Below are 24778 nucleotides of genomic sequence, written 5' to 3'. Positions count from 1 at the left end.
TCGCCCAGCTCATGAATTTTATTGTTGATTTTGTAAAAAAGATAGGGAATCAAAAAAGCTAAGACCGTCCCTGCGAAGGTCAAATATGGAGGGACGACGCCTAAAAATTTGAACATGGGATCACCTGTTGTTTTGGCGTTCGGTACGGTTTATCGCACCGATATTGCGTAGATAGACCTTTGCTTGAACGATTATCTCACTTTTTTCATACAGATGCTGTCCTGTTTCCCAATCCTGCCGAATCTTTTTCCATAGCGAAAAATGATGCTGCTTGAGATAGCTGCCAAGCTTGATGACATCCACTTTCATTTGATTATGGACTTTCCTGATGGTGTCATAGCTCATGCGCTCGATTTCTTCGGCAAACACTTGTTCAAGCTTCTCCATCGCCATGTGATTCAAGTAATCCATTGTGGCATAAGACTCGGCCAATGTGCCTTCACATTCGATTTCTATCGTGAATTTCATGTGCTGCCGATCTCGTAAATCTGCCTTAATGCCATGTTTGATCCCTTGGATGTTCATCGAGACGAGATTGTTTTTAAACTTGCCTTTTAGCATACCTCCGTTAATATTTCCCGTAAGAAAATTCAGTCCCTCCGTCTCTTCTTCCCCTAGAAAACCCATCAACTGATTGTCATGAGCAAAAACGGCAGCACCTGCTAATTTTACCTCCTGCTCTTCGGGTCTGATTCGCGGAACCACAAAGCTGTAAGGGCTGAGAAGCTCCTCGTGGACATCGCCCAATCGGACTGCTGGAAGCATCCGAGCATTTTTAATATTATTCTCCGCGACAGAGTTGACGTAAATAGCCGGCAGCTTTTCTGTTTTAGGTTTGACTTCCAGTACCTCCTTGGCAAGACCTTTTGAGATAAAGACCTTGCTGCTTCGCCTGGAGTCTGGATCACGCAGATAGAAATCGAGTGCTCTGGCAAAACCATCTTTGGTTCGGGCCACTTCCTCAGAGACGATCAGGATCTTCATATGCTGATAAAACGGGGCTCGGCTGGTTCGGGAAGCCAATTCGCGAGAAATCTCAAAGAGGGAATCCCCTTCGGATACGAGATTGTGAAAAGCCTCATTGGCTGTGTTTTGGCCGCCTCCGCTTCCTTGACCGCCTGAGACCAACCCACCGGGCACGACGAATTGATGTGTGACGAGAAAGCGTTCTTTTACGGGAGGTTTGTCGGGAGCCTCTTGCTTGGCTTGCTGCTCGGTTTTTTTCGTACGAGGTATATCAATCCCTACGCCTACGACAAATCCTCGTTCCTCAATTTGAACCTGATCCCAGCAGCCAGCCAGCAACGTCGAGAGTAGCAGGTATATACAAAAGGTAGTGAGCTTGCTATTCATGACCCTTTACACCTCGTATGACAGCGATGAGGAGCAGCAAAATCGGACATAAATAGACGACGATCATTCCGAAATAGGTGATGCTGTCAGCAAACGTGAAGAAATCAACCAGGTTTTGCGGGAGCATCGCTACAAAATAAATAATGGGAGAAAGAATGAGCACCCAAACCGTTTTGCGCACCTTGTGGAACATGGACTGCAAGTTGAGCACCGTAATATCGAGCCACATCGCACAGGTGTTGAAGATTGTCATGATCCAGATGGTAAAGAAGATGGATTCCACCCGTTCAAAGAAGCCGCCAGGGATTTCTACCTCTTTTGCCAGCTCGATGGTTGGATAGGTCAAGTTCGTTGCAACATCAGCAGAGAAGACCCCGATGACAAACATGTAGATGGTCAAGTAGAGCAGAATGGGAATCGAGAGACCTAGTGTTACGGCTTTTGCCCCTTCCTTAGGGTTCTTCATTAGCATGGTGTAAAACAGGATAATCTCGAAGCCTGAATAAGACAGTCCGACCGCTCTTGTTCCTTCCATGAGTGCGGGCCAGTCTGAAGAAAAGAAGGGCCGGATATTTTCTACCTCGAACAGCTGGGTCGTAAAGAGCAAGACGATGAGCATGACGACGAGAACGACAGGGAGAAAGAGCAAGTTGAGCCGTAGCATGGAAACGCGCGCTCCGACTACGGCGTATTGAACGATTAACAGAAAGGAGAGTGTGATCATCTCAACCGGTGTATTGTAAAACAGGTATTGCTTGGCAATATTTCCGATCGCCCGGATTTCAAACGAGACGAAAAGCATGGTGTAAATACAGACGACCAAGGTCAGGATGTAGGCGATCGGTTTGGTCGCGATAATCGAGGTGAATTCAAAGAAGCTTTGTCTGGGAAAGCGAGCCGCCAGCTTGGCAAGCAGCCAGCCAATCACACACGCGCAGAATCCGCTCAAAACAACCGAAATCCATCCGTCGAAAGCTCCTGTTGCCTTGGCTAGGGAGCGGGGAAAGGTCAGAATGCCGACGCCGATTGTGACAGAGGCGATGCTGATCCCCATATGATTTTTGCTGATCATTTTCTCCGCCAAGGTTTGTGAGCTCACTTACGACCCTCCTGTGTTCATACGATTTTCGTCTTTCGGGTGAAGAGCATCTGGTCGGTTCTTTAAGAAGGTCACAGGTGCCCGCAAAATTAAATCCTTCCAGTCCCTCGGCATTTGAGGAGCAAGAGGCGCCAAATAAGGGTATCCGATGCTGGTCAGATTGGATAAATGAATCATGATGACAATCAAGCTTAGCACCACGCCATAAATCCCAAAGATCGCCGCCATAAACATGGCGAAAAAACGAATCATCCGAAAAGCGATGGCGAGGTGATAAGCAGGGATGGCAAACGAAGCGATAGCAGTAAGAGCGACGACGATGACCATGACCGGACTGACGATGCCCGCAGATACCGCAGCGTCACCGATGACGAGACCGCCGACGATCCCGACTGTCTGGCCGATCGGCTTCGGCAAGCGCAATCCGGCTTCCTGTAACAGCTCCATCGTCGTTACCATCATGATCGCTTCTACGAATGCCGGAAAAGGAACTCCATCACGCGTGGCTGCAATCGAGAAAGCGAGATCAGACGGGATCAAGCCGGGATGAAAGGTGACGAGAGCAATATAAAAAGCGGGTGAATAGACAGCCAGAAAAGCTGCCAAATACCGCAAAAGCCTTGCTAAAGTGCCTACAATCCAACGCTCGTAGTAATCCTCTGGTGAATGCAGGAGCAAGCCAATCGTCACAGGCAAAATGAGCACCATCGGAGTCCCGTCCACCAATATCGCAATGCGGCCTTGAAACAATGCCCCACTCACTTTATCGGGACGCTCCGTGTTATGAACCTGAGGAAAAGGAGACAGAAAATCATCTTCAATCCATTGCTCGATAAAACCGGACTCTTCTACCTCATCGATATCAATTGTGGAGATTCGCCGCCTCACTTCATTCAGCAGTTCTGGATCAACGATGTTTTCAATGTAGGCGATGATCAGATCTGTCCTGCTTCGTTTCCCTACGATGGACCCTTCAAAGCGCAAGCTCGGGTCTTTGACACGTCTGCGTATATGAACGGTGTTGTCCCGGATACTCTCTGAAAAGCCATCCCTGGGACCTCGAACCAGCCCTTCGGAGACTGGCTCCTCGACAGAACGGGTTTTCCATCCCTTGCTGTCGATAATGATGACTTCGGCGGATCCATCTATGAAAAGGGCTGTATCCCCAGAAAGAATGCTTTCGAGTGTTTTTGTAAAATCCGTTGCTTTCGATATTTCGACGACAGAAAGGACTTCCTCATAGAGCATCCGGACAATCTCATCTGGTTCAGTGGGCACCATTTTGGAAGCAGTCGAGATCATCAACTGGATTTGTCCAAGTACTTGCGTGTCCAGCATATCGCAGTTCGCCAACCCATCAATCGCAATAACACCACAGGAATGATTAGTGTTGCCGATAAAAAAGGAACGAGTTAATAAATCATGTGGGCTGCCCAGCACAGTCTTAAACGTCTCCATGTTTTGCTGCAAACTGGTCGATAGTGCAAGTGTAGGATCATTTCGCTGCTGCAAACGCTGTGCGATAAGAGAGGGAGTTTTCTTTTGGCGACGCTGGGACAAAAATCTGCGCATCATTTGAAGTTCCTCCCGTTCAGATTGCGAATATCATGTTAGTGCGATTTTTTCCAGATAAGAGGAAAATTATGCGGAGGAATAGGCGAATGCTAAATCTTTCATAGTTTTGAATTGAACTCATTTGTGACCTATGGTACATTCGGCATGGTAGAATAGAGTGTAGTAACAGGGAAGTTCAAAAAATCGTCTTTTGATTATGAAGTAGTCATGAAAGCTTATTCGACATCGAAAATGGCGTTCACCATCGAAGTCCGGTGCTCATGTAGGTCCCCTACACTCCGCTCCTCCTTCTTCAGGTTCTCGCCATTTTCTCGATGCTGAAAAGACGACTTTTTGAACAGGCACAAGTAGAGAGAGTAGGAACGATGGAGAAGGGTGGAATAGAAGTGCTTGACAGTCAAGTATTGATCCGGGAAACGGACTTTTCCCGACTGGCACATACATGGGAAGAACTTGCAGAAGTAATGAAATCGCAGGGAGACGAAACCACGGCTCACAAGCTCATTCAACTGGCCGCAAAAACAAAGTGCGCTGAACTGAATATTGCGTTTTGCGGACATTTTTCCGCTGGAAAATCAACGATGATTAACACGCTTCTGGGTGTCAACTTGCTGCCGTCCAATCCGATTCCGACAAGTGCGAATGTCGTGAAGATTCGTGGCGGAGAAAAAGCGGCTCGCGTCTTCACCATGAACAGCGGAGTCCTTACATTTGATCCAGATACGGAGATGGAGAAGCTCAAACAGTTTGCTGTTGACGGAGATACGGTTGAATCCGTAGAGGTCTCTTATCCGGGAACATTCCTTGACGAATACGCCAGCTTGCTCGATACACCGGGCATTGACTCAACAGATGCCGCACACAAAATCGCTACGGAATCTGCCCTGCATTTGGCTGACGTCGTCATTTACATGATGGATTATAACCATGTTCAAGCCGAAGAGAACTTCAACTTTACGAAGACGTTGAAGGACCGTGGCAAGCCAGTATATCTGGTTGTGAACATGATCGATAAACATATTGATTTCGAATTGGATTTCGATAGCTATAAGGAAAGTGTCGAGGAAGCATTCGCGACCTGGAACATTCATCCGGATGGTATTTTTTACACGTCGCTTGCGGAGCCGGATCATCTTGAGAACATGTATGCGGAATTTAAGGGCATGCTCTCGCAGTTGATTGCTGATCGTGAAAAGCTGGTTGGCACGAGCGTTCGCAGTGCTGCCGAGCATTTGATCGACGAACACATCCAAGTAGTAAGAACAAGCCAGGCAGATCAACGCCAGCAGTGGGAAGCCCAGCTGGATGGTCTGGAAGTAGAAGGCGTCGACAGTCGTAATAGAGCGGCTGTGCAGAAAGCGCTTGAGCAGGAAGAAGCGACAGCAGCGGCTCTAGAGCAGCGTGCTGAGAATGCCCGATTGCAGATGGAAAAAGAGCTGAGTGTACTTTTGGATAATGCTCGTTTGACTTATTTCAGCACGAACGAAGCTGCACGAAGCTACTTGGAGAGCCGCAAGCCGGGCTTCAAGGTGGGATTGTTGTTTGCAGGCAAGAAGACGGAGGAAGAGCGCGCACGTCGTGAAGAAGCGCTTCTCGTCGAGTTCCGCGAAAAAGTGGCGGGAAATCTCGACTTCCATTTCAAAGAATGGCTCGGCAAGCAGCCGCAAGTGTTTGATTTGCGGAGCGAAGAATATCACGCCAGTGTGCACGCGACCAAGATCGAGATTACCGGCGAGTTCCTGAGCAAGCACATCAAAGAGGGGGCTGCTTCGAGTGAGTACGTCCTGAACTACTGTGCGGATATTTCCAGCGGGATGAAGCTGGAGTACAGACGAGTGGGTCTCTCCTTCATTGCACAAGTGGTTGAGATGATAAAGGAGAAAGTGCGTGTAGAAAGTGCAGCTCAAGGCGAGCGTCTTGGCGTATTGCGTGAATTGGCAGCACTGCATCAAAAGCTGGCTGGACTGGCAGCGAGAGAAGAAGAAACCAAGGATCGTCTGTTGGCGATTATGCGTGGAGGAGAACAAGTAGCATGAATCAACTACGAGACAAACTAATTGCGGCAGCAGAGCGTCTGCGACGCGCAAGTGAAGAAGTCGTTTCTGTACCAGGGATGCAAGCACAGGCACAGGCGATGCTGGATCGCGCAGATCGCCTGACTGCCAATCGTTTTACTGTTGCATTGTTCGGTGCTTTTAGTGCAGGAAAATCCTCGTTTGCCAACGCCTTGATGGGCGATCTTGTGCTGCCTGTATCACCGAATCCGACGACAGCCGCGATCAACAAAATTATGCCGCCTACAGATGATCGTCCACATGGAACTGTGCGTGTCGTCTTGAAGGAGCGCGAAGCAATTGAGCAGGATGTTATCCGTTCTTTGGCTGTGTTTGGACTGGTTGCGTCTGATCTGGATGGGGCATTGGCTGAGCTCGGCAAGATCGACGTCGCCCAAATCCCGCCTACGGCAAAACCACACTACACCTTTTTGAAGGCTGTTACAAAAGGTTTGCCAGAAATGGCTGCTCATCTTGGTGGAGAACTGCTGGTGGATATGCAGGCATTCAAAGGCTTTGTAGCCAAGGAAGAAAAAGCTTGTTTTGCGGAATACATCGAGCTGTTCTATTCCTGCCCGCTGACTGACCAGGGCATCGTTCTAGTTGATACGCCTGGTGCGGATTCCATCAATGCGCGTCACACAGGTGTGGCGTTTGAATACATGAAAAACGCGGATGCCGTGCTGTTTGTGACCTATTACAACCACGCCTTTTCACAGGCAGACCGCGAGTTTTTGCTGCAAATGGGACGGGTCAAGGATACGTTTGAAATGGACAAAATGTTCTTTATCGTCAATGCTTGTGACCTCGCAGCAAACGATGAGGAATTGCAGGGTGTGATTACCCACGTAGAGAAAAACCTCCTCTCGTGTGGAATTCGCCTCCCGCGTATTTATCCGGTGTCAAGCCAGACTGCTCTGTTGGCACGGATGCACGAAAAAGGCAAGCTGGCAGCTTCTGCGGAGAAAGTATACCGCCAGCGCACGAATACGGCTGAAGGCGAACCGCTGATGCCAGCAGATGAAGCATTCAAGTTCTCGGGAATGGCTTCGTTTGAAGCAGAGTTCCTCCGCTTTACGATTGAAGAGCTGACGCAAATTGCTGTGAATTCAGCGATTGGTGAAATCCGCCGCGCTCATGATACCTTGACAGAATTCATGCGTATGGCACAGTCCGGAGAAGACGAGCGTCTGTTGCGCAAAGAAGCAGCAAGCAACGCCAAGACACAGGCTCTGTCAGCTGTTGAAGCACTGTCTACCGCTTCGTTCGAACGCGACTTGGCAAAAGAGCGCGAGGAGCTGCTCTACTATGTACGCCAGCGCTTGTTCTTCCGTTTCAATGAACTGTTCAATCTCGCTTTTAACCCGGCTGTCATCAAGGATGATGGACGCAACATTAAGCAAGCACTGCAAGGCTGCTTGACTGATCTGCTCCGTTCGATCAGCTACGACTTGGCGCAGGAGCTGCGTGCCACTACCCTTCGCTTGGAGAAATTCACGAACAAGCAGGGGAGAACGCTTGTTGCGGCGTGGCAAAAGGATGTACAAGGCTACGCAGCAGGGTTGACCTTGGCACCTTATCAGCAGAGACAGGTGGAAACACTGTCCTTTGCTAACGAGCTGCCAGTAGCTGAATCTGCATTTGCATCAGCGATTTCCTTGTTCAAAAACACGAAAGACTTTTTCGAGCAGGATGGCAAAGCGAAAATGCGTGAAGAACTGGAAAAGCGCATGCAAGAACCAGTGAGCGGGTATGTAGAAATCGGAAACAAGCAGTTGGATGAGCAGTTTTCTACGCTGTTCCAAGAGCTGGTGGCAAGTGAGCGCAATCGCGTCATCGACCAGATCAACGAGTACTTCACAGGTCTGTTTGCGGCTCTTGAGATGAACGTCGATCTCGATGAGTTGGCGGCGAAAGTAAGTCGTGTGGCGGCTGAGTTGGAATAGAGAGGTTTGAGGGTAACAAATGAAAAGGGCAGTTCCCGGATCTTGTAAAGACCAGGGGATTGCCTTTTTCATTTGTTAGATAGAGCATGTCACACTTGCCGTTCCATTAAAAAATGCCCCAAAGAACTTTCAGCTCTTTGGGACATTTGATTAATGACAATTATTCAATTCTCCTTACTGGTCACCTTATCGAATCTGCCGCATGCTAAAGACTGCTTCGAGGGAGAATAGGATGCGCCCTGCTCAGAACAGTGAATTGACTTGTAAGCGCCATTTTGCAAAAGGGGCTGTAGGGGTGGAACAGGAAGTTGTTCTGGTGCAATGACCAGGAAGCTCATTTTTCCCCTCATAGCTGATCGTCTAAATGAATGACGGTTGATTTTGTGCGAATATCCACGTGTCTGGTGAAAAAACCTATGAGCCAAACTGCGATCCAAACGAGTATCGTACCGGCCACGGTGATTATAAAATGACCACCTGTATGAATGAACAAAACGACAAGACCAATAAAGCTTAGGGACGAATGTATTTTTCTCATGATCTGCGTGCGAACACGTCGGATAAGCCAACCATAGACAGCCAATACAAGTAAAATAAGGAAATAGGCAATTCCATTCAACATTCCTTTATGTGTGAGTTGTTCCGTTAACAGATAATAACTGCCATGTAATATACCAAATACTAATGCTGTCCATCCTGTAAATAGATGAAGATGGTAGATTGCTTTTGACATATGTTTGACGAGCGGGGATGGAGAAGAAAGAAACTTTTTAAAGCGAATCCAGGAAAAACTGATCACACCGGCAATATACGAGAAAGTTCCAAGTAAATGAAAGATTTCTCGATAACCATCGCTCGCCATATTCGGATGACCACCACCAGCAGCAGGAACTTGGTGCATTTTTTGTGGTGTGGTATAGAGTGAATAAAGAATAAGCATTGCAATAACCATTAGGAAAAGGATCGCGGGTAGCCAAGGTTTTAATTTTTTCACAAAAGTCACCTCTGTATTTAAGTTAGATAAATAGTAGCGAAGAAAACTTAACAAATCCTTAAGTTACGAGGATGTGAATTTTAAGGAAGAGTTAAGGGTTGTAAGACATAATTGAAGCAGTATGAAAACAGATGTATAGATGTGGGGTGAAGCGGATGTTGCGGTTGTTAGTTGTAGAAGATAATCTCCCGTTGAAAGAATCGATTATTCAAATATTAGTGGATGAGTTTAAAGTAGATGGAGTATCTGAAGGGGAGGAAGCACTCTTTCTAGCAATGCAAAATATTTATGATGCTATTGTGCTAGATGTGATGATACCAGGAATGGATGGCTTTCAAATTATAGAAAGCATGCGCATGGAGGGAATTAAAACGCCAGTATTATTCTTAACAGCGAGGGATTCATTGGAGGATAGAGTGCAAGGTCTGGAGTTGGGAGGAGATGATTACCTGACCAAGCCTTTTCAAATGGCTGAATTAAAAGCACGCATTCGAGCGCTGTTAAGAAGGAGCGGCAGTTTGACGACTGATCATACCTTAAAGTACCGGGGCATCGAGTTAGTTGGTAAAGAACAGGAAATCCTGGTAGATCAGGCGCCTGTAAAATTGACAATAAAACAATACGAATTATTGGAATACCTCGTACAAAACAAGGGCACCATTCTGACAAAAGAGCAGATTTACGATCGCATATGGGGATTCGAGTCAGATACAACAATATTAGTTGTTGAGGTTTTTGTGCATCATCTTCGAAAAAAGCTGGAGCCCTTCGGATACCATAAAGATATTCAAACCATTAGAGGCGTTGGGTATATGTTAAAAGAACAGTAAGGGGAAGAATATGTTCAGACGAACGCATATGCGGCTTACCATTATGAATTCAGTTGTTTTCATAATGCTTATCGGTTTGCTAGCTACTGTGATCTATTTTTTCACCTATGTACAATTGTATAAGGATGTTGATCGATCCTTGCTAAAAACAGCTGAGAAGTTAAACCCGCAGCTTAGGCCTGGAAGAAGCGATGAGCCTAGGAGTAAGCCCGAGGGTGGGCCTGGAGCTGGCGCAAAGAAAGGACCTGAAAAAGGACCCGCTCTCGAGGAATTCTTGTTTGAAAATGATCCGCGTGTCATTACGCTTGTCTGGAATGATAAAAATGAACTGATTAATACGGGCCCAGGAGTAGATTTCTTTCAAAAAGCGAATTTCGTCAAGAAGCCAAGGCATTTTGATGGTGGAGAGATTCAGGAAATTCATGTTGATCGCTTTGCTTTTCACGTGAAAACCATGAAAGTTCATTCCTCGAGTGGGGTAATAACGGTACAGTATCTCCGCAATGTAAATTCAGAGAAGGAGCTTCTGGACAGATTGCTCGTCATTATTATCATCGGAAGCTGTATCGGGGTCATATCGGCTGTGATTGCCGGTTATTTTCTTGCAGGTCGAGCATTGGTCCCAATACAAAATTCCTGGACAAAACAACAACAGTTTGTTTCAGATGCTTCTCATGAATTAAGAACACCACTTGCTGTCATACAAGCAAAAACAGATTTATTATTTCGCTCACCTGCTGCAACGATTCAAGAAAAAAGTATTGATATTTCCATGATTTCAAATGAGTCTAGAAGATTATCCAAACTGGTCACCAATTTACTTACCTTAGCGAGATCTGATTCCAATCAGATGGAAATGAAGAAACAGCCCTTTTTGCTTGATGAAGTTCTGCGAGATATTGTAGCTAACTATGAAGAAATTGCTATATATCAAGAGAAAGCGATCACTCTTCATACGCCAGTAAATATCAGTTTCACAGGAGATAAAGAAAGGGTCCATCAGTTGATTCTTATTTTCTTGGACAATGCGATGAAATATACAGAAGCAGGAGGCGAAATCTCACTTATATGTGAACAAACTGCCTCCACAATTAAACTGAAGGTGAAAGATAACGGGATTGGAATGGACGAGAAAGAAATTCCAAACATTTTTGAGCGGTTTTACCAAAGCGACAAAGCACGGACGATGGCAGAAGGTTATGGTTTGGGGCTTTCTATTGCCAAGTGGATTATTGACAAGCATCATGGAAAAATTACGGTCAGCAGCAAAGCAGGGGAAGGAACCTGCTTTGAAATTACGTTCCCTAAGAATCAAAAATAACAAAGCATTGGGTACCGATTCCATTGGTACTCTTTTTTCTTTTTTCCGGCTCTTGTTGTTCTTAAGGAAAAGTTAAGACTGGAGGTCCATAATCGTACCTGTAAACAAAACATCTCATCATCGAAAAAGGAGGAGAATGGATGGAAGAAAAAAAAAAGAAGCGGAAAATCTGGAGGTGGCTGATCGTTGCTACCGTTTCCGCTGTCATTCTTGCTGTTGGATTCCGGGCTTTACATGCAACAGGCTGGATGAATAAGGAGATGCTCGCTTTTCCACATGTTCATCAAATCTTTGTAAGCATGCAAGACAGAGGCGAGAAGGAATTGGTAGGACAAAGAGAACATTCGGAGCGATTTCAACCCAAATCTGAAGGAAGGCGATTCCACAAAGAGGATATCAAACGAGAACACGGTGAGCGAAGACATCAAGCAGATGGTTGGATATTCTTCCTGATTGCAGCAGGTCTTGTCATCAGTGGTTGGTTTGTTCGCAAACATGCAAATGAGAGTATCTGGAGAAAATGGACAGGCTGGCTTCTGATCTTTGTTGGGGTTCTTCCCATCCTGCCATTACTTGTCATCGGATTCGTCATTTACTGGTTATGTATACGAATCAGAACGCGTAAAGGGAATATCGTTTTTGTTGAAGTACCACTTCACTCCCCATATGCAGGAGAGAATAGGAATTCAGCCATTTTAGATAACTGGGAAAAACAGATGTCAAAGGAGGAAAAGTAAGATGGGTATTTTTAAACGGGTAAGAGATATTGTTGTGGCAGATGTGCATGAGGTATTAAATAAAGTAGAGAATCCAATCACTTTGTTAGATCAATATATAAGAGACATGGACAATCAAATCGAAAAAGCCAACCAGGCACTTTCCTATCAACTCTTTCTTGAGAAAAGGTATGATCTTCTCATCGCAGAAGAAGAAGCAAACATAGAAAAGCGCGCGAAACAAGCCAGCCTTGCTGTTGATTGTAATGAAGATAACATGGCAAAGCTCGCTCTACAGGAAAAAGTAATTCATGAAAATAAGCGCAATCTGTACCAGGATCAATATGACGCGACAAAAAAACAGACTGCGATCCTGTATGAACAAATAGATAAACTTAAAAACACCTATCAAGAGTTCCAATTCAAAAAGCTGGTGTTAACATCCAGAGCCCACGCTGCAAAATCTATCAAGCAAGGACAGGAAATGTTGTCAGGGTTTCATAGCGACTATGCAATGAAAGGATTTGCGAGGGTAGAAGAGTTTGTCCAGAAGCTGGAAGCTGAAGTAGCTGCGAGTTCATACGTTTACGGTACGAAAGCTGTCGACAGGAAGCCATATATTGATCATCTTCTGGCAGAAACAGTGGAGGCGCAATTAGCAGAGCTGAAAAAAACGAAAGAAGTGAAATAAGAGGATGTGAAACGCAGACAAACTCCCTTTTTTGTTCAGATAGAAGGGAGTTTGTTTTTTGCGGTACCCGACAACCGACTGAACAGACTTCCGCTGCTGCATGATAAATGGCACCAACAAACACATAGCTCTTTCGTTCTGCATTCGACTTTTGGACGGTGATATCTTCCATATTGGGCATACAGTTTCCTCGTATAGGGAGTTCCCTATACAGATGGAAGATGCTCATGTTAAAAACAACCGTTATTCAAAAGTCTTATTTCCGATCTCCCATTCCTCCCGCAATATCCCCATCTTAATCGCATCGTAATATTCACCGCGAACAATCCTTGCTTTGCGTACCCGCGCTTCTTCCACCATTCCCATGTGAGCAGCCAGCTTGATCATCCGTTCGTTGCCGGACCACGTACCAATCCCTAAACGTACCGTATCCATGTGGGTAAACAAGTAGTCGATCCACATCCGAAACGCTTCTCGGCCATAGCCATTTTGCCAATAGCGGGAGTCGTAAATCACGATTCCGATTTCGCACCAGTTCGTCTCTTCGGATACCCAATAGCGACCGACACTGCCTTTTAGCTCCCCGTCAATCTCAATCATCAGCTCGGTTCTTGGTGCATTTGTCCCGACGAGAGCGAGAGACTCCTGATGGCGCGGGAGGGCACGATACTCTTCTCTTGTGTAAGGATCAAGCGGTTTGTAGGGGCCATTCCAATTGAGATGTTCACGATCTTCTGCTTCGTATTTCCAATAGTAGATGGTATCTATATCTTCTGCTCGAATATCACGTAGAATGACCTTTTCTCCTTGCAAATGAATACGCATGATTGGTTCTCCTTTCGTGTGGGTAAATCTGGTACAATCATTGTAAAAGAGAACTGCTCCTGTACATAGTGACAGTTTGGTAGAATTGGATGGGTACAGAATGGGGGCCGCTGATGGAGTACATGCCGATCGTGGATGCACAGAGCAAAGAACCTTTATATCAGCAGCTATACAAGCAATTGAGCAAATGGATTGCATCAGGAGAGATACCGTCTGGAACGAAGCTGCCGTCGATCCGTCAGTTGATGAAAGCAAGCGGCGTCGGAAAAAATACGATTGAGGCAGCCTATCAGCAACTGCTCGCAGAAGGCTACATCGTGAGCCGGGAGCGAAGCGGATTTTTTGCTGCCGAGATCGAGAGATGGTCAGAGCCAGTAGATCAGGATGAGGAGATTGCCCTGTACTCGTCCATCTTGAAAAAGAAAAAAGGAGAGCACCTCTCTTGTCGATACAATTTCCACGGTTCTGTCATTGATACGGAGCACTTTCCTTACGCTGCATGGCGCTCGTGCATGTTGGAGGCGCTGGATGTCTATCCCGAGGATTTTGCCTTTTACGGGGATGATCAAGGCGAATGGGAGCTGAGAGAAGAGCTTAGCGGATATTTACGCAGAGCCCGTACGCTCATTTGTCGGCCTGAGCAAATCATTATTGGGACCGGATTACAGCAGGCTCTCAGCTTTCTATGTCTGCTCTTGGCGGATCGGCATCATGTGGTTGCGATTGAGGAACCTGGGTATGCAGATGCTCGAATCGTTTTTTCGCATCACGGGTACGAGGTCGTGTCGATACCGTTGGAAGAAGAGGGGCTGTCCATTGAAGCCTTGGAGAAAAGCAACGCAACTGTCGTATACACAACTCCGGCCCATCAATATCCGTATGGGATGGTCATGCCAGTCGGTCAGCGCCAACAATTGCTGCAATGGGCAAAGAGAAAGAACGCAATCATCATCGAAAATGATTACGATGGCGAATTCCGCTACGATGTACACCCTACGCCATCTCTGCAAGGAATGGATCGGGATGGATGTGTTGTTTATATCGGCAATTTTTCCAAAGCATTTTCTCCAGCACTTCGCTTGGATTATACGGTACTTCCGAGGCAATTGCTCGGGCGATATTTGGAAGCATTTCAGGCGTATCCTTCTCCGGTTTCCCGCCATTTGCAGCGGAGCATGCAGTTGTTCATGCAAAAGGGCTACTGGGAAAAGCATGTCCGAAAAATGCGTACCGTCTATCACCGCAAGCACGATGCTCTGCTTCGTGCGATACAGACGTACATGCCACGGGAAGTACGAGTATTGGGGCAGTCAGCAGGGCTGCATATTTTGCTGGAGGTGGATACTTCCCGAATGGAGAAGGAGCTGATCGAGCTGGCGCGTGGGGTCGATGTCTGCGTTTATCCGAGCGGCCATAACTGGGCCAATGATCCAACGAATGCACGGCCGCGAATCATTGTTGGATTTGGTGGAGTGGAGGAACAAGACATTGCGGTAGGAATCAGGCGTTTGGCAGAAGCTTGGTTTTCGTTATGATCTGCGCTTTTGCCGAATCTTCTCGTTCTTATCCTTGTCGTCACCTTCCTCTTCCTTCGATTCTTTTTTCTCGATCTTTTGCTCATGGAATTCGACTGGTGTTTGCCCGAGCACGCGATCTAGCGGGGTGTAGTAGTGCTCGACCGGTTTCTTTTGGATAAAAAAGCGGTAGCAAGCCATCCCGAGCATGCCAAAAATCAAAAGGGATACGCCAATAATCAAGCCAGACATCATCATCATCTATTTTTTGTCCCTCCTTTTTATGAGGTTATGGATGATTTACGATGAGGGTTCCAAATAGTTTCAACAGAAAAAAGCAGCCTATGGCGTGGGACAGGGCAGTTGTCCAGCGCATAGGCTGCTTGGCTTTTTCAGCAAGGATTATTTCATGCTTTTTTGGTACTCATCAAACTGAGCGGTTACCTCATTCGAAGGCTTGCTGGTCAAATGGCTGACAACCACGATGGCGAGCAGGCTAATGGCAAAGCCGGGAACCATCTCGTAGAGGAAGTCCTTCAGCACATCAAAACGAGTCCAGATGATAACGGTAAGTGCGCCAGCGACCATACCCGCGAGAGCGCCCCATTTGTTCATACGCTTCCAATAGAGGGAGAGCAGGATGACAGGCCCAAACGAAGCACCAAATCCGGCCCACGCATATCCAACGAGATCGAGGATCGTGTCATTTTTATTCAAGGCGAGCAAAAAGGCAACGACAGATACAAGCAATACGGACAAGCGGCCAAAGGTGACCAGCTCTTTGTCGGTTGCAGAACGCTTGAAAAAGGTTTTGTAAATATCTTCGGTCAAGGAGCTGGAGGTGACGAGCAGCTGAGAGGAAATCGTACTCATGATCGCTGCCAAAATCGCCGCAAGCAAAAAGCCGGTAATGATCGGATGGAACAGAATCGTTCCCAGCTGGATGAAGATCGTCTCAGGATCGCTCAACGTCCATCCTTGCTTGGAGAACAGGGCGATACCGACCAGACCTGTCAGCATGGCGCCAGCGACGGAGAAAATCATCCAGCCCATACCGATGCTGCGTGCTTTTTTGATCTCACTCGTGGACGTAATCGCCATAAAGCGAACGATAATGTGCGGTTGTCCGAAATAGCCGAGTCCCCATGCAAACAAGGAAATGATGCCGAGCAGGCTCGTCCCTTTAAAAATATCGAGCAAAGAGGGATCAACAGCGTGAATCTCGGTAAATGTTTCTCCCAATCCTCCTGCTGTAAGAACGGTCACGAGCGGGACGAGAATGAGCGCAATAACCATGATGAGTCCTTGCACAGCATCCGTCCAGCTTACAGCGAGGAAGCCGCCAAACAATGTGTAGGCAATGGTGACCAATCCGACAATCCATAGTCCCGTTTGATAGCTCAAGTGGAAGGTGTTTTCAAACAGCACGCCTCCAGAGACGAGACCGGATGAGACGTAAAAGGTAAAAAAGATCATAATAACAAGGGCCGAGACAAGACGAAGCATCCGAGATCCATCCCCGAAACGATTTTCCAAAAAAGCAGGAATCGTAATCGAGTTGTTGGCAACCTCTGTATACGAACGAAGGCGGGGAGCGACATACAGCCAGTTGGCATAAGCCCCGAGAGTCAGACCGATGGCAATCCAGGATGCGCTAAGACCTTGGGCAAACATGGCGCCAGGCAGGCCCATCATCAGCCAGCCACTCATGTCGGATGCACCCGCGCTGAGAGCGGTTACAGTTGGACCCAGCGATCGACCACCAAGCATATAGTCGGTCAGACTGGAGGTACGCTTGTAGGCGTAATATCCGATTAAAAGCATACCTGCCATGTACACAATAATAGACGCGAGCAGCATATTCATTATTGGCAGCACCTCTTGTTATGTTTAGTATTTATGAACTTTATATGAACACTTTACACATTATCATGCCCATATATAAAAATCTATAAGTAAAAACAGAAAATTTTGTAGAGACTCAATAAAAAGTTTTTTATAACGCGAAAAAGCCCGCGAGGATTGATCGCAGGCTTTTCCTGAAATGTTTTCCAAATTACTGAACTTGAACCTGACCGTTTCCGTCGAGTGTTACTTTGAATTCCTTTACAACAGTAGGCTCCGCACCTTGGTTGTTCAAATCGTGCTTAAGCACTTTGAAAGTACCATCGGCAGAGAGCGTGCCTGTATATTCAACACCGAACATGTCAGATTTGTAAAAGCTGAAGTTCGCGAGCTCGGTTTTTTGCAATTCTTCTGCGAGCAGCTGACCATCTCCACTGAACATGGCATTACGCAATGCCTCAGAGGATTCGTATTTTTGCTGGAGATATGTTTGCAGCTGTTTGGCGACCTCAGACTCAGCCAGTTGCTTGCCGGCTTCCAGAACTTGTTGGCCAGCTTCGACAGCCTGTTTGCCTGTCTCAATCGCTTGCTGTCCTGTTTCTACTGCTTGCTGGGCGGTTTGGACTCCTTCGGATATATCGGAGCAGGCAGTGAGCAGCAGCGCGCACGCAACCATCCATACTTTTTTCATGTAGTTCACTCCTTTCTGGCGTGACGATTCTTACTTTATTTATTTTACCGTATATCCACTGACTTCGCATCCGCATATGATGGGGTAAGCGTAAGAGCTGCACTGATTACAGGGAGGAAACACAATGATTCAAGGGAAAGTAAAATGGTTCAGCAAAGAAAAGGGCTATGGGTTTATTGAGCGCGATGGCGGACCTGATGTATTCGTACACTATTCTGCGATCACGGGGTCAGGTTACCGGAACTTGGAGGAAGGCGAGCAGGTGGTTTTTGAGATCGTGAATGGACAGCGTGGGCTGCAAGCCGCCAATGTGGCGAGGCAAAGCGTGTAAAGCTGGTAACATCCCCTAAAAACACATGACGAAGGACTTCCTTCGATTCAAAAACGCCGTCATACCTGTAAAAGGCAGACGGCGTCTTATTTATGTCACGTAGCGCTCGGGATGGATTAAAGGTTGTTGTAGAGGAAGACTGACAATGCAATGACCAGGGCGATCGTAATGATGCCGTAAATGATCAACAGATTTCGGGAGCGTTGTTTAAAGTCCCGAACTTTGGATTCGGATGGGTTTATTCCGATTTTTATGGTAACGACGAGACCTATAAGAACAAGTACAATAATAGCAATAATGAAAGGCAAAATACTCATAACAGCCAGTCCTTTCTGTATGGCCCAGTCATCCTGCTGGATATACACGAGGATGCATACGGTAGCTTACTTCGATCATATACCGACCACACAAAAATGTTGCCATCCACTTTGGGATTATTTTGCCCATCCACTTGCTATGAACGCATCCGCTAAGCGCGAGACTGCCTCGGGGATCTGATCCAGAGTAGCTCTGCCAAAGGTGAAGCGGACATATCCTTGCTCTGCACCGAAAAGATGTCCCGGAACGAAGACAACTCCCCGTTTGACTGATTCTGTGAGAAGTCGCTCGCCGCTCCATTCCCCATTAAATTTACACCACAGGTGAATGCCTCCCTCTGAACCGATTATTTCTACTTGATCACCGAATTTGTCTTGGAGCGAGGAGACAAGCTGATCATGCCGTAAGGACAGCTCTGTTCGTAAAAGATCGATATGACTCGCGAACTGCGGCGATCCGAGAAAGCGATTCGCCAGCCATTGCGGAAAAATGCTGTGTCCAAAATCAAACTGCTGTTTCGCATCTGCCAGTCTTTCCATGACAGTAGCGGGTCCTACGATCCAGCCGATTCGCAGACCTGAGGCTACGATTTTGGTCAAAGAGCTGATGTAGAGTACTGTTCCATGTTGATCCAGCGATTTTAAGGTTGGGACGTGCTCTCTTGAAAAACTGGTCAAGCTGTATGGATCATCCTCGATGATTGGAATCCCGTTTTCATAGGAGAATGCGAGCAGTTCCTGGCGCCGCTCCAATGAAAGCAGTGTCCCGGTCGGGTTTTGATAATTCGGATTGAGAAAAACCATTTTGATGCGGTGCTGGCGGTGGAGCTGGGCCAAGTGCTTGGGGTAGATTCCGTCCCGGTCGACCGGCAGAGAGAACGTACGCAAGCCAGCAGAATGAAAAAGCGGCAGGGAATAACAATAAGACGGCTTCTCAATGGCAACCGCATCTCCTGGCTTTAACAAGCATTGAACGACGAGATGAAGAGCTTGCTGCGCGCCTGACGTAATCATGATCGAGGTAGCGGGTGCTTCGATGCTTCGCCATGTTTTCATATGGAGACTCAATGTCTCTCGCAAAGCCCAATTGCCCTGCGGGTGTTCATAGCCGAGATGAGCCGGGAAGTCATCGAGGGTCATGAGCTGCTTAAGTGCTTGATTAGGAACGAGATCGGTCGAGAGCTCGCCACTCGCCAAATCGATCAAGTCATTTTCCTGTGTTTCACGACGGATTTTCCGGATCAACGGTAAATTCGGGCGAAACGAACCTGATTCCGTCAAATGACGCCAGTTCGGAACGCGGGTCCGTGCCAGTCCCCAAATATCTTGGCTGACGATGGTGCCACTTCCTTGTATGCGTTCGATTATACCCGCTGCTTGCAGCTCATCGTACGCAGCGACGACGGTCGATCGGTTGACGCTCAGTTCTTTGGCCAGCGTGCGCTCCGAGGGCAAATAGCTGCCAGGACCGAATTCACCACTGCTGATTCTTTGCTCGATTTGTTCTGCTATTTGTTTATATAAGGGCTTTGTAGCTCCAGAAGATTTGCCATCCATCAGGAATCCCGCTTTCTACATTTATCCATTTATTATATCATGACATTCCGATCTTTCCTTTTCGTCTGGGTCAGGTAAAATAGATGAGATGGAAGGAGAGATGGACGATGAAACAATACCTGGATTTGTGCCAGCGCATTTTGAATGAGGGTGTCACAAAAGAGGATCGGACAGGCACCGGAACGACCAGTGTTTTTGGGCATCAGATGCGTTTTGACTTGAGTGAAGGCTTTCCTATGGTCACGACGAAAAAGCTGCATATGAAATCGATCATCCACGAATTGCTCTGGTTTTTATCAGGCGATACCAATGTCCGCTACTTGCAGGAAAACGGCGTGCGGATCTGGAACGAATGGGCCGATGAAAATGGAGATTTGGGACCGGTATACGGAAGCCAATGGCGTTCCTTTACTGGACGCGACGGCAAAACAGTGGACCAGATTCAATGGGTCATTGATGAGATCAAACGCAATCCGGACTCTCGCCGCTTGATCGTTAGCGCATGGAACCCGGCTGAATTGGACAAGATGGCATTGCCGCCTTGTCACCTGCTGTTCCAGTTTTACGTAGCGAATGGCAAGTTGTCCTGCCAATTGTATCAGCGCAGTGGCGACACATTTTTGGGTGTGCCGTTTAATATCGCTTCCTACGCGTTGCTGACCCATATGGTGGCGCATGTCACCGGGCTTGAAGTAGGCGATTTTGTTCATACGATTGGAGATGCACATCTGTATCTCAACCATATTGAGCAGGTCAAGCTGCAGCTCACTCGCGAGCCGAAGCCACTGCCAAAGCTCGTGCTCAATCCAGAAGTGACTTCGATTTTTGACTTCAAATACGAAGATATTGAAATCGTCGGCTACGAATCTCACCCGCATATCAAAGGCGAGGTGGCCGTATGATTAGCCTGATTGTTGCCTATGCCCGCAACCAAGTCATCGGAAAAGATGGCGACATGCCGTGGCACCTTCCTGCCGACTTGAAAAATGTGAAGGAATTAACGACAGGCAAAACGATTGTAATGGGACGCAAAACGTTCGAATCGATCGGCAAGCCGCTGCCTAACCGAAAGAATGTCGTCCTGACACGCAGCCAGGACTTTCACCCTGAAGGCGTAGATGTCGTCCATACGAAGGAAGAAGTGCTCGCCATGGGTGATGTCATCATCTTTGGCGGCTCGGAAATTTATCGCCAGTTTCTCGATGTCGTTGATCGTCTGTACATTACGGAGATCGATTTGGAAACAGAGGGCGATACGTTTTTCCCAGCATGGGATCGCGATGCTTACACCTTGGTGGACAAGCGTGAGGGTATCGTGGATGAGAAGAACGTTCATCCGCATGCGTTTTATGTGTATGAGCGAAAAAATAGCTGATAAGCAAAAATGCCTCGTTGCTGAGGCATTTTTTTTGTTCTTTTTTTCCCCCCTTTTGCTAGGTCGTTCGTCATGTGAATACTCGACATATGTATGGAACCAAACGCATATATAACGATAGAAAATAGCAGGGACGAACCCAAGGAGGTGATCGGGTGAAGGTAGATTTTCACGTCCATCTGGAGGAAGGGCCGTATTCGCTGGACTGGTTGCTCAAGCAAGCGGAATCATTGCGCCCCCTCGTGGAGCATGCCGAAGTGAAGGGGAGCCGAAAATGGGCAAGTATGCTGACCAATGGGTTGGCAGAGCGCCTACAACAAGGCCCGTATTCACGGGATTGGCTTGAATTGTATCGATTGCGTGCCAAGCAGGCTGGGATTCAGCAAGTTTGCGTGGTCGAGCACTTATACCGTTTTCTTGAGTATCGGTCGTACTACGAACAGCATGTGCACATCGGCTCTGATCGTTTGGGGACCGCGCAGCGAAAGTGGCTGAGTCAGGTCGCAAACGATTCACTGGACAGCTTTGTTGTTTTCCTGCAAAAAGAGCGGCTTCGTTGGGCGGAGGATGGAATTGAGCTTCGTGTCGGGATTGAACTGGATTATTTTTCAGGTGGAGAAGAAACACTCCGGCATGTCATCAATCAATATCCTTGGGATGTGTGCATAGGAGCCGTGCATTTTCTGGAAGGCTGGGGCTATCCGATCCAGGATGCACGAGAACGCTTTGGAAGGCAGGAGCTAATCGGATTGTACAGCCTTTATTTTGATAAGCTGGAGCAGGCGATCGAATCGCAATTATTCGATGTCATCGCCCATATCGATGGCATCAAAGCGTTTGGTGTACGACCGGATGAAACTGCACTATTGCCGTATTATCAGCGTGTGGCCCGGGCGCTTGGGCGCATGGGGATTGCGACGGAAATCAATACAGGCTACGGTCTGGCGAGTCAACTCCGTGAATTTTCGCCCAGCTATCGTTTTCTGGAGATTTTGTTCCAGAATGAAGTGCCCATCACCTTGGCATCTAGCGCTACTGCGCCTGATCAAGTCGGTCAGCAGCTGGACGAGGCTCGAGCCCAGTTGAAACGGGTAGGCTATACGAGCTTTGCGGTTTATGAAAAGCGAAAACGGAGCATGCTCGCTCTGGATTAATCAAGCTCCCCATTTGACCCATGATTCTGCTATGATGGGACAAGAATGGTGAATCAAGGGGGAGGAGTAAGAACAATGGGCTTGCAGGAACAATTAAAAGAGCTGCTCAAAGAGATGGAGCCGCAAATGATTAGCTGGAGGCGTCATCTGCACCAGCATCCCGAGCTTTCTTTTCAAGAGGAGAAGACCCCAGCTCTTATTGCCGAAATATTGAGAGGACTTCGCTTCGATGAGGTTCGTACAGGAGTTGGCGGTAGGGGAGTCATCGGCGTTTTGCGCGGAGGGCGCCCGGGTAAGGTCGTCGCGTTGCGGGCGGATTTTGACGCGCTGCCGATTCAAGATCAAAAAGAAGTGCCGTATAAATCCACTGTACCTGGCGTCATGCATGCTTGTGGACATGATGCGCACACTTCCCAGCTATTAGGACTTGCCTCTGTTTTGGCAGCACATCGCGAGCAGTTTGCCGGGGAAATTCGCTTTATCTTTCAGCATGCGGAAGAGGAAAATCCGGGCGGAGCTACCCAAATGGTTCAGGATGGTGCTGTAGATGGCGTCGATGCGATCTTTGGCGTTCATCTCTGGTCGATGTTCCCTGTGGGGAAGGTGTACATTAGCGCAGGTCCGCTGATGGCGAATACGGACGACTTTTCCATCGAGATCAAAGGAAGAGGGGGACACGGTGCTGTTCCAGAAGAAACCGTCGACTCCATTGTGATCGGTTCCCAAATTGTCGGGCATCTGCAAACGATTGCCAGCCGCAACGTCAGCCCGTTGGAGAGTGTAGTCGTGACCGTGGGGACGTTCCACGGCGGAGACAGTACGAATATCATCGCAGATAGCTGTCGGTTGACAGGGACTGTCCGCACCTTTTTGCCAGACGTCCGCGATCGTGCGGAGCAGCGCCTGACAGAAATTGCGGAGGGGACAGCTGCCATGATGGGAGGCAGCGCTACGGTTGTCTACGATCGAGGGTATCCAGCCGTCATTAACCATGAAAAAGAAACAATGATCGCACAGGAAGCAGCCATTGCCGCATTTGGAGCTGGTCGTGTGGAATCGATGAAGCCGTTGATGGGTGGCGAGGACTTTTCGTACTACTTGGAAAAAGTGCCGGGTGCTTATTTGTTTGTAGGGGCAGGCAATCCAGAAAAACTGGCGACATATCCTCACCATCATCCCCGCTTTGATATCGACGAGGATGCCATGCTGATCGCAGGCGAGCTCTTGGGACGAACAGCACTGCACTATTTGGAAACACATCAACGATAAGAAAACCCATGAAAGATGCGCTTTTGCCTACATAGGACAAAGGCGCTTTTTTTGCTTTCAACCATAAGCTATACGAGGCTAGCTAGAAAATCGAACAAGGGAGGGAGTGGCCTTTCGGTGAGAAAACGGATAGGCGTACTGACCTACCGAGGAGAATCAGGCTTTGTCGAGCCGGGCTATTTGCGAAGGCTGGTTAAGGAAGGAAGAGAAATGGGGGCAGAGGTTTTTTTATTTAGCCCACAAGATGTCCGTTTTGCAGAAAAGCGGATCAACGGTTATGTACCAGATGGCACGAAGTGGAGACGAGAGCGTTTTGCCTGGCCCGATATCGTCATCGATCGTTATCGCTATTATCCATTGCCCAAGCACCGTGCCTATTTGCCATTTCGTAAGCAAAACTGGTTTCGTTATGCGAATAACCGTTTCTCGAACAAATATGTCGTACACCAGATTTTGATACAAGATCCAGAGCTACAGCGCTGGCTTCCCGAAACACTCCCCTACGACAGAAAAACGCTTGCTGCGATGCTTGCCGATCATCGTCTGGTTTATCTCAAGCCGACAAACGGCACAGGTGGCAGAAGCATACTGCGTGTGGAGAAACGAGCAGGTCGCTACCTTTTGCATGGCAGGACCAAGCAGCAAGCCAAAAGCTGCGAAAAACTGGCGACGCTCACAGAGGTGTGCGAGCGGCTGGAGCATTGGATGAAGAATGAGAAGAGCGGAAACGAGCAGTTTTTTCTTCAGCAGGGGCTACGGTTGTCACTGGTTCCCAAGCGAACAGTAGATGCTCGCATGCTTGTGCAAAAGAACGGGAAGGGTCAGTGGTGTTTGACCGGGATGGGTATTCGCGTTGGGCCGATACAATCTTCCACCTCGAATTTGCATGGAGGGGGAACCGCTTTGCCTGCTGTTTCCTTTTTGGTCAAACGATTTGGTCAAGAAATGGCAGAGCGGATTGTGCTGGAATGCAAGGAGCTCGCGATCAAGACTGTCACACGCATTGAAGAACATTTCGGTCTGATGATGGAGTTTGGCTTTGACCTGGGAATTGATGTTAACGGGAAGGTTTGGATTATCGAAATCAATCCGAAGCCAGGCAGAGAAATTTTCAAGCAGATGCGTCAGTACGAGCGATATGCGATGGCGGTTCGTCGGCCGTTGGAGTATGCGTTGTATCTTGTTAATAAGAGCAATCTGACCGACTAAGGGGTCTTCCGTTGAGGAAGGCTCTTTTTTGAGGTTATTCATTTCAATTCAATCTGCTGTCACTTTCCTAGTTTGACTCTTTTACATTGCTAGTTGATAATGTAGAAAAATA

The 24778-nt window shown here is 47.6% G+C and carries 23 protein-coding genes; 13 read left to right on the top strand and 10 right to left on the bottom strand.

What is annotated here, in order from left to right:
* Positions 1-120: 120 nt before the first annotated feature.
* From C7R91_RS05455 to C7R91_RS05445, 3 genes are read right to left on the bottom strand one after another with little or no spacing between them, the layout of a single operon-like run.
* On the bottom strand, positions 121-1353 hold the full coding sequence (locus C7R91_RS05455; RefSeq protein ID WP_047071563.1) for a Ger(x)C family spore germination protein: 1233 nt from the start codon (positions 1351-1353) through the stop codon (positions 121-123).
* Complete coding sequence (locus C7R91_RS05450; protein WP_047071564.1) at positions 1346-2452, bottom strand: GerAB/ArcD/ProY family transporter; 1107 nt, start codon at positions 2450-2452, stop codon at positions 1346-1348. Before C7R91_RS05450 ends, C7R91_RS05455 begins: the two co-directional genes overlap by 8 nt.
* Positions 2453-4027 carry a spore germination protein gene (locus C7R91_RS05445; protein WP_047071565.1) on the bottom strand — a complete coding sequence of 525 codons (1575 nt, stop codon included), beginning with the start codon at positions 4025-4027 and terminating at the stop codon, positions 2453-2455.
* 314 nt (positions 4028-4341) lie between these two features.
* Here C7R91_RS05445 and C7R91_RS05435 point away from each other — a divergent pair, with 314 nt between their 5' ends.
* Positions 4342-6063: a dynamin family protein gene (locus C7R91_RS05435; protein WP_236697916.1), complete on the top strand. Its 1722-nt coding sequence runs from the start codon at positions 4342-4344 to the stop codon at positions 6061-6063.
* Positions 6060-8027 (top strand): dynamin family protein, encoded by a 1968-nt coding sequence (locus C7R91_RS05430; RefSeq protein WP_047071567.1) that lies wholly within the window; start codon positions 6060-6062, stop codon positions 8025-8027. Before C7R91_RS05435 ends, C7R91_RS05430 begins: the two co-directional genes overlap by 4 nt.
* A 346-nt stretch (positions 8028-8373) precedes the next feature.
* On the opposite strand, the gene C7R91_RS05425 is transcribed toward C7R91_RS05430, so the two are convergent.
* The gene (locus C7R91_RS05425; RefSeq protein WP_047071568.1) at positions 8374-9021 is read right to left on the bottom strand and encodes a ferric reductase-like transmembrane domain-containing protein; all 648 of its coding nucleotides are present in this window, start codon (positions 9019-9021) and stop codon (positions 8374-8376) included.
* A gap of 158 nt (positions 9022-9179) precedes the next feature.
* On the opposite strand from C7R91_RS05425, the gene C7R91_RS05420 reads away from it, so the two are divergent.
* The 4 genes from C7R91_RS05420 to C7R91_RS05405 all read left to right on the top strand — a co-directional run bounded on the left by C7R91_RS05420 (position 9180) and on the right by C7R91_RS05405 (position 12579).
* A complete protein-coding gene (locus C7R91_RS05420; RefSeq protein WP_047072030.1) occupies positions 9180-9851 on the top strand; it encodes a response regulator transcription factor in 672 nt (223 codons plus the stop codon).
* Between the two features lie 10 nt (positions 9852-9861).
* On the top strand, positions 9862-11172 hold the full coding sequence (locus tag C7R91_RS05415) for a sensor histidine kinase (protein WP_047071569.1): 1311 nt from the start codon (positions 9862-9864) through the stop codon (positions 11170-11172).
* A 140-nt stretch (positions 11173-11312) separates the two neighbouring features.
* Positions 11313-11909: a hypothetical protein gene (locus C7R91_RS05410; RefSeq protein WP_047071570.1), complete on the top strand. Its 597-nt coding sequence runs from the start codon at positions 11313-11315 to the stop codon at positions 11907-11909.
* Position 11910: 1 nt separating this feature from the next.
* A complete protein-coding gene (locus C7R91_RS05405; RefSeq protein ID WP_047071571.1) occupies positions 11911-12579 on the top strand; it encodes a PspA/IM30 family protein in 669 nt (222 codons plus the stop codon).
* Between the two features lie 243 nt (positions 12580-12822).
* Here C7R91_RS05405 and C7R91_RS05400 read toward each other — a convergent pair whose 3' ends face one another.
* Positions 12823-13404 carry a GNAT family N-acetyltransferase gene (locus C7R91_RS05400; protein WP_047071572.1) on the bottom strand — a complete coding sequence of 194 codons (582 nt, stop codon included), beginning with the start codon at positions 13402-13404 and terminating at the stop codon, positions 12823-12825.
* Positions 13405-13493: 89 nt separating this feature from the next.
* Here C7R91_RS05400 and pdxR (C7R91_RS05395) point away from each other — a divergent pair, with 89 nt between their 5' ends.
* Complete coding sequence (gene pdxR / locus C7R91_RS05395) at positions 13494-14939, top strand: MocR-like pyridoxine biosynthesis transcription factor PdxR (protein WP_236697917.1); 1446 nt, start codon at positions 13494-13496, stop codon at positions 14937-14939.
* Here the strand turns inward: pdxR (C7R91_RS05395) and C7R91_RS05390 are convergent.
* From C7R91_RS05390 to C7R91_RS05380, 3 genes are all read right to left on the bottom strand, one after another.
* Positions 14934-15179 carry a DUF3951 domain-containing protein gene (locus tag C7R91_RS05390; RefSeq protein ID WP_047071574.1) on the bottom strand — a complete coding sequence of 82 codons (246 nt, stop codon included), beginning with the start codon at positions 15177-15179 and terminating at the stop codon, positions 14934-14936. The two genes, pdxR (C7R91_RS05395) and C7R91_RS05390, sit on opposite strands and share 6 nt — an antisense overlap.
* A 141-nt stretch (positions 15180-15320) precedes the next feature.
* Entirely contained in the window at positions 15321-16784 is a 1464-nt protein-coding gene (gene putP, locus C7R91_RS05385; protein ID WP_162837756.1) for a sodium/proline symporter PutP, read from the bottom strand.
* 190 nt (positions 16785-16974) lie between these two features.
* On the bottom strand, positions 16975-17454 hold the full coding sequence (locus C7R91_RS05380) for a hypothetical protein (protein WP_047071577.1): 480 nt from the start codon (positions 17452-17454) through the stop codon (positions 16975-16977).
* A gap of 124 nt (positions 17455-17578) precedes the next feature.
* On the opposite strand from C7R91_RS05380, the gene C7R91_RS05375 reads away from it, so the two are divergent.
* Positions 17579-17785 carry a cold-shock protein gene (locus tag C7R91_RS05375; RefSeq protein ID WP_047071579.1) on the top strand — a complete coding sequence of 69 codons (207 nt, stop codon included), beginning with the start codon at positions 17579-17581 and terminating at the stop codon, positions 17783-17785.
* A gap of 116 nt (positions 17786-17901) precedes the next feature.
* Here C7R91_RS05375 and C7R91_RS05370 read toward each other — a convergent pair whose 3' ends face one another.
* Together C7R91_RS05370 and pdxR (C7R91_RS05365) are read right to left on the bottom strand one after the other, a co-directional pair.
* Entirely contained in the window at positions 17902-18102 is a 201-nt protein-coding gene (locus tag C7R91_RS05370; RefSeq protein WP_047071580.1) for a hypothetical protein, read from the bottom strand.
* 117 nt (positions 18103-18219) lie between these two features.
* Entirely contained in the window at positions 18220-19659 is a 1440-nt protein-coding gene (gene pdxR / locus C7R91_RS05365; protein ID WP_047071582.1) for a MocR-like pyridoxine biosynthesis transcription factor PdxR, read from the bottom strand.
* Between the two features lie 107 nt (positions 19660-19766).
* Here pdxR (C7R91_RS05365) and C7R91_RS05360 point away from each other — a divergent pair, with 107 nt between their 5' ends.
* The 5 genes from C7R91_RS05360 (at position 19767) to C7R91_RS05340 (ending at position 24666) form a co-directional block, all read left to right on the top strand.
* Complete coding sequence (locus C7R91_RS05360) at positions 19767-20561, top strand: thymidylate synthase (protein ID WP_047071583.1); 795 nt, start codon at positions 19767-19769, stop codon at positions 20559-20561.
* On the top strand, positions 20558-21034 hold the full coding sequence (locus C7R91_RS05355; RefSeq protein ID WP_047071584.1) for a dihydrofolate reductase: 477 nt from the start codon (positions 20558-20560) through the stop codon (positions 21032-21034). Before C7R91_RS05360 ends, C7R91_RS05355 begins: the two co-directional genes overlap by 4 nt.
* A 155-nt stretch (positions 21035-21189) precedes the next feature.
* Positions 21190-22188, top strand: a complete 999-nt coding sequence (locus C7R91_RS05350; RefSeq protein WP_047071585.1) for a histidinol phosphate phosphatase domain-containing protein — start codon at positions 21190-21192, stop codon at positions 22186-22188.
* 75 nt (positions 22189-22263) lie between these two features.
* Entirely contained in the window at positions 22264-23457 is a 1194-nt protein-coding gene (locus C7R91_RS05345) for a M20 metallopeptidase family protein (protein ID WP_047071586.1), read from the top strand.
* 117 nt (positions 23458-23574) lie between these two features.
* Entirely contained in the window at positions 23575-24666 is a 1092-nt protein-coding gene (locus tag C7R91_RS05340) for a YheC/YheD family endospore coat-associated protein (RefSeq protein ID WP_047071587.1), read from the top strand.
* Positions 24667-24778: the final 112 nt, after the last annotated feature.

Origin of the sequence: Brevibacillus formosus (assembly GCF_003013405.1) — a bacterium.
In the GTDB taxonomy this organism is placed as follows: Bacteria; Bacillota; Bacilli; order Brevibacillales; family Brevibacillaceae; genus Brevibacillus; species Brevibacillus formosus.
The sequence above is the reverse complement of the archived record's forward strand: the minus strand, read 5'-3'. Positions and strand labels throughout refer to the sequence as shown.

Excerpts from the sequence above, each read along its gene's own strand:
- C7R91_RS05455 (WP_047071563.1), bottom strand. The coding sequence starts at position 1,353 with ATGAATAGCAAGCTCACTACCTTTTGTATATACCTGCTACTCTCGACG.
- C7R91_RS05445 (WP_047071565.1), bottom strand. The coding sequence starts at position 4,027 with ATGATGCGCAGATTTTTGTCCCAGCGTCGCCAAAAGAAAACTCCCTCT.
- C7R91_RS05435 (WP_236697916.1), top strand. The coding sequence starts at position 4,342 with ATGCTGAAAAGACGACTTTTTGAACAGGCACAAGTAGAGAGAGTAGGA.
- C7R91_RS05430 (WP_047071567.1), top strand. The coding sequence starts at position 6,060 with ATGAATCAACTACGAGACAAACTAATTGCGGCAGCAGAGCGTCTGCGA.
- C7R91_RS05415 (WP_047071569.1), top strand. The coding sequence starts at position 9,862 with ATGTTCAGACGAACGCATATGCGGCTTACCATTATGAATTCAGTTGTT.
- C7R91_RS05410 (WP_047071570.1), top strand. The coding sequence starts at position 11,313 with ATGGAAGAAAAAAAAAAGAAGCGGAAAATCTGGAGGTGGCTGATCGTT.
- C7R91_RS05405 (WP_047071571.1), top strand. The coding sequence starts at position 11,911 with ATGGGTATTTTTAAACGGGTAAGAGATATTGTTGTGGCAGATGTGCAT.
- C7R91_RS05400 (WP_047071572.1), bottom strand. The coding sequence starts at position 13,404 with ATGCGTATTCATTTGCAAGGAGAAAAGGTCATTCTACGTGATATTCGA.
- pdxR (WP_236697917.1), top strand. The coding sequence starts at position 13,494 with ATGGGTACAGAATGGGGGCCGCTGATGGAGTACATGCCGATCGTGGAT.
- C7R91_RS05390 (WP_047071574.1), bottom strand. The coding sequence starts at position 15,179 with ATGATGATGATGTCTGGCTTGATTATTGGCGTATCCCTTTTGATTTTT.
- putP (WP_162837756.1), bottom strand. The coding sequence starts at position 16,784 with ATGAATATGCTGCTCGCGTCTATTATTGTGTACATGGCAGGTATGCTT.
- C7R91_RS05380 (WP_047071577.1), bottom strand. The coding sequence starts at position 17,454 with ATGAAAAAAGTATGGATGGTTGCGTGCGCGCTGCTGCTCACTGCCTGC.
- C7R91_RS05375 (WP_047071579.1), top strand. The coding sequence starts at position 17,579 with ATGATTCAAGGGAAAGTAAAATGGTTCAGCAAAGAAAAGGGCTATGGG.
- C7R91_RS05370 (WP_047071580.1), bottom strand. The coding sequence starts at position 18,102 with ATGAGTATTTTGCCTTTCATTATTGCTATTATTGTACTTGTTCTTATA.
- pdxR (WP_047071582.1), bottom strand. The coding sequence starts at position 19,659 with ATGGATGGCAAATCTTCTGGAGCTACAAAGCCCTTATATAAACAAATA.
- C7R91_RS05360 (WP_047071583.1), top strand. The coding sequence starts at position 19,767 with ATGAAACAATACCTGGATTTGTGCCAGCGCATTTTGAATGAGGGTGTC.
- C7R91_RS05355 (WP_047071584.1), top strand. The coding sequence starts at position 20,558 with ATGATTAGCCTGATTGTTGCCTATGCCCGCAACCAAGTCATCGGAAAA.
- C7R91_RS05345 (WP_047071586.1), top strand. The coding sequence starts at position 22,264 with ATGGGCTTGCAGGAACAATTAAAAGAGCTGCTCAAAGAGATGGAGCCG.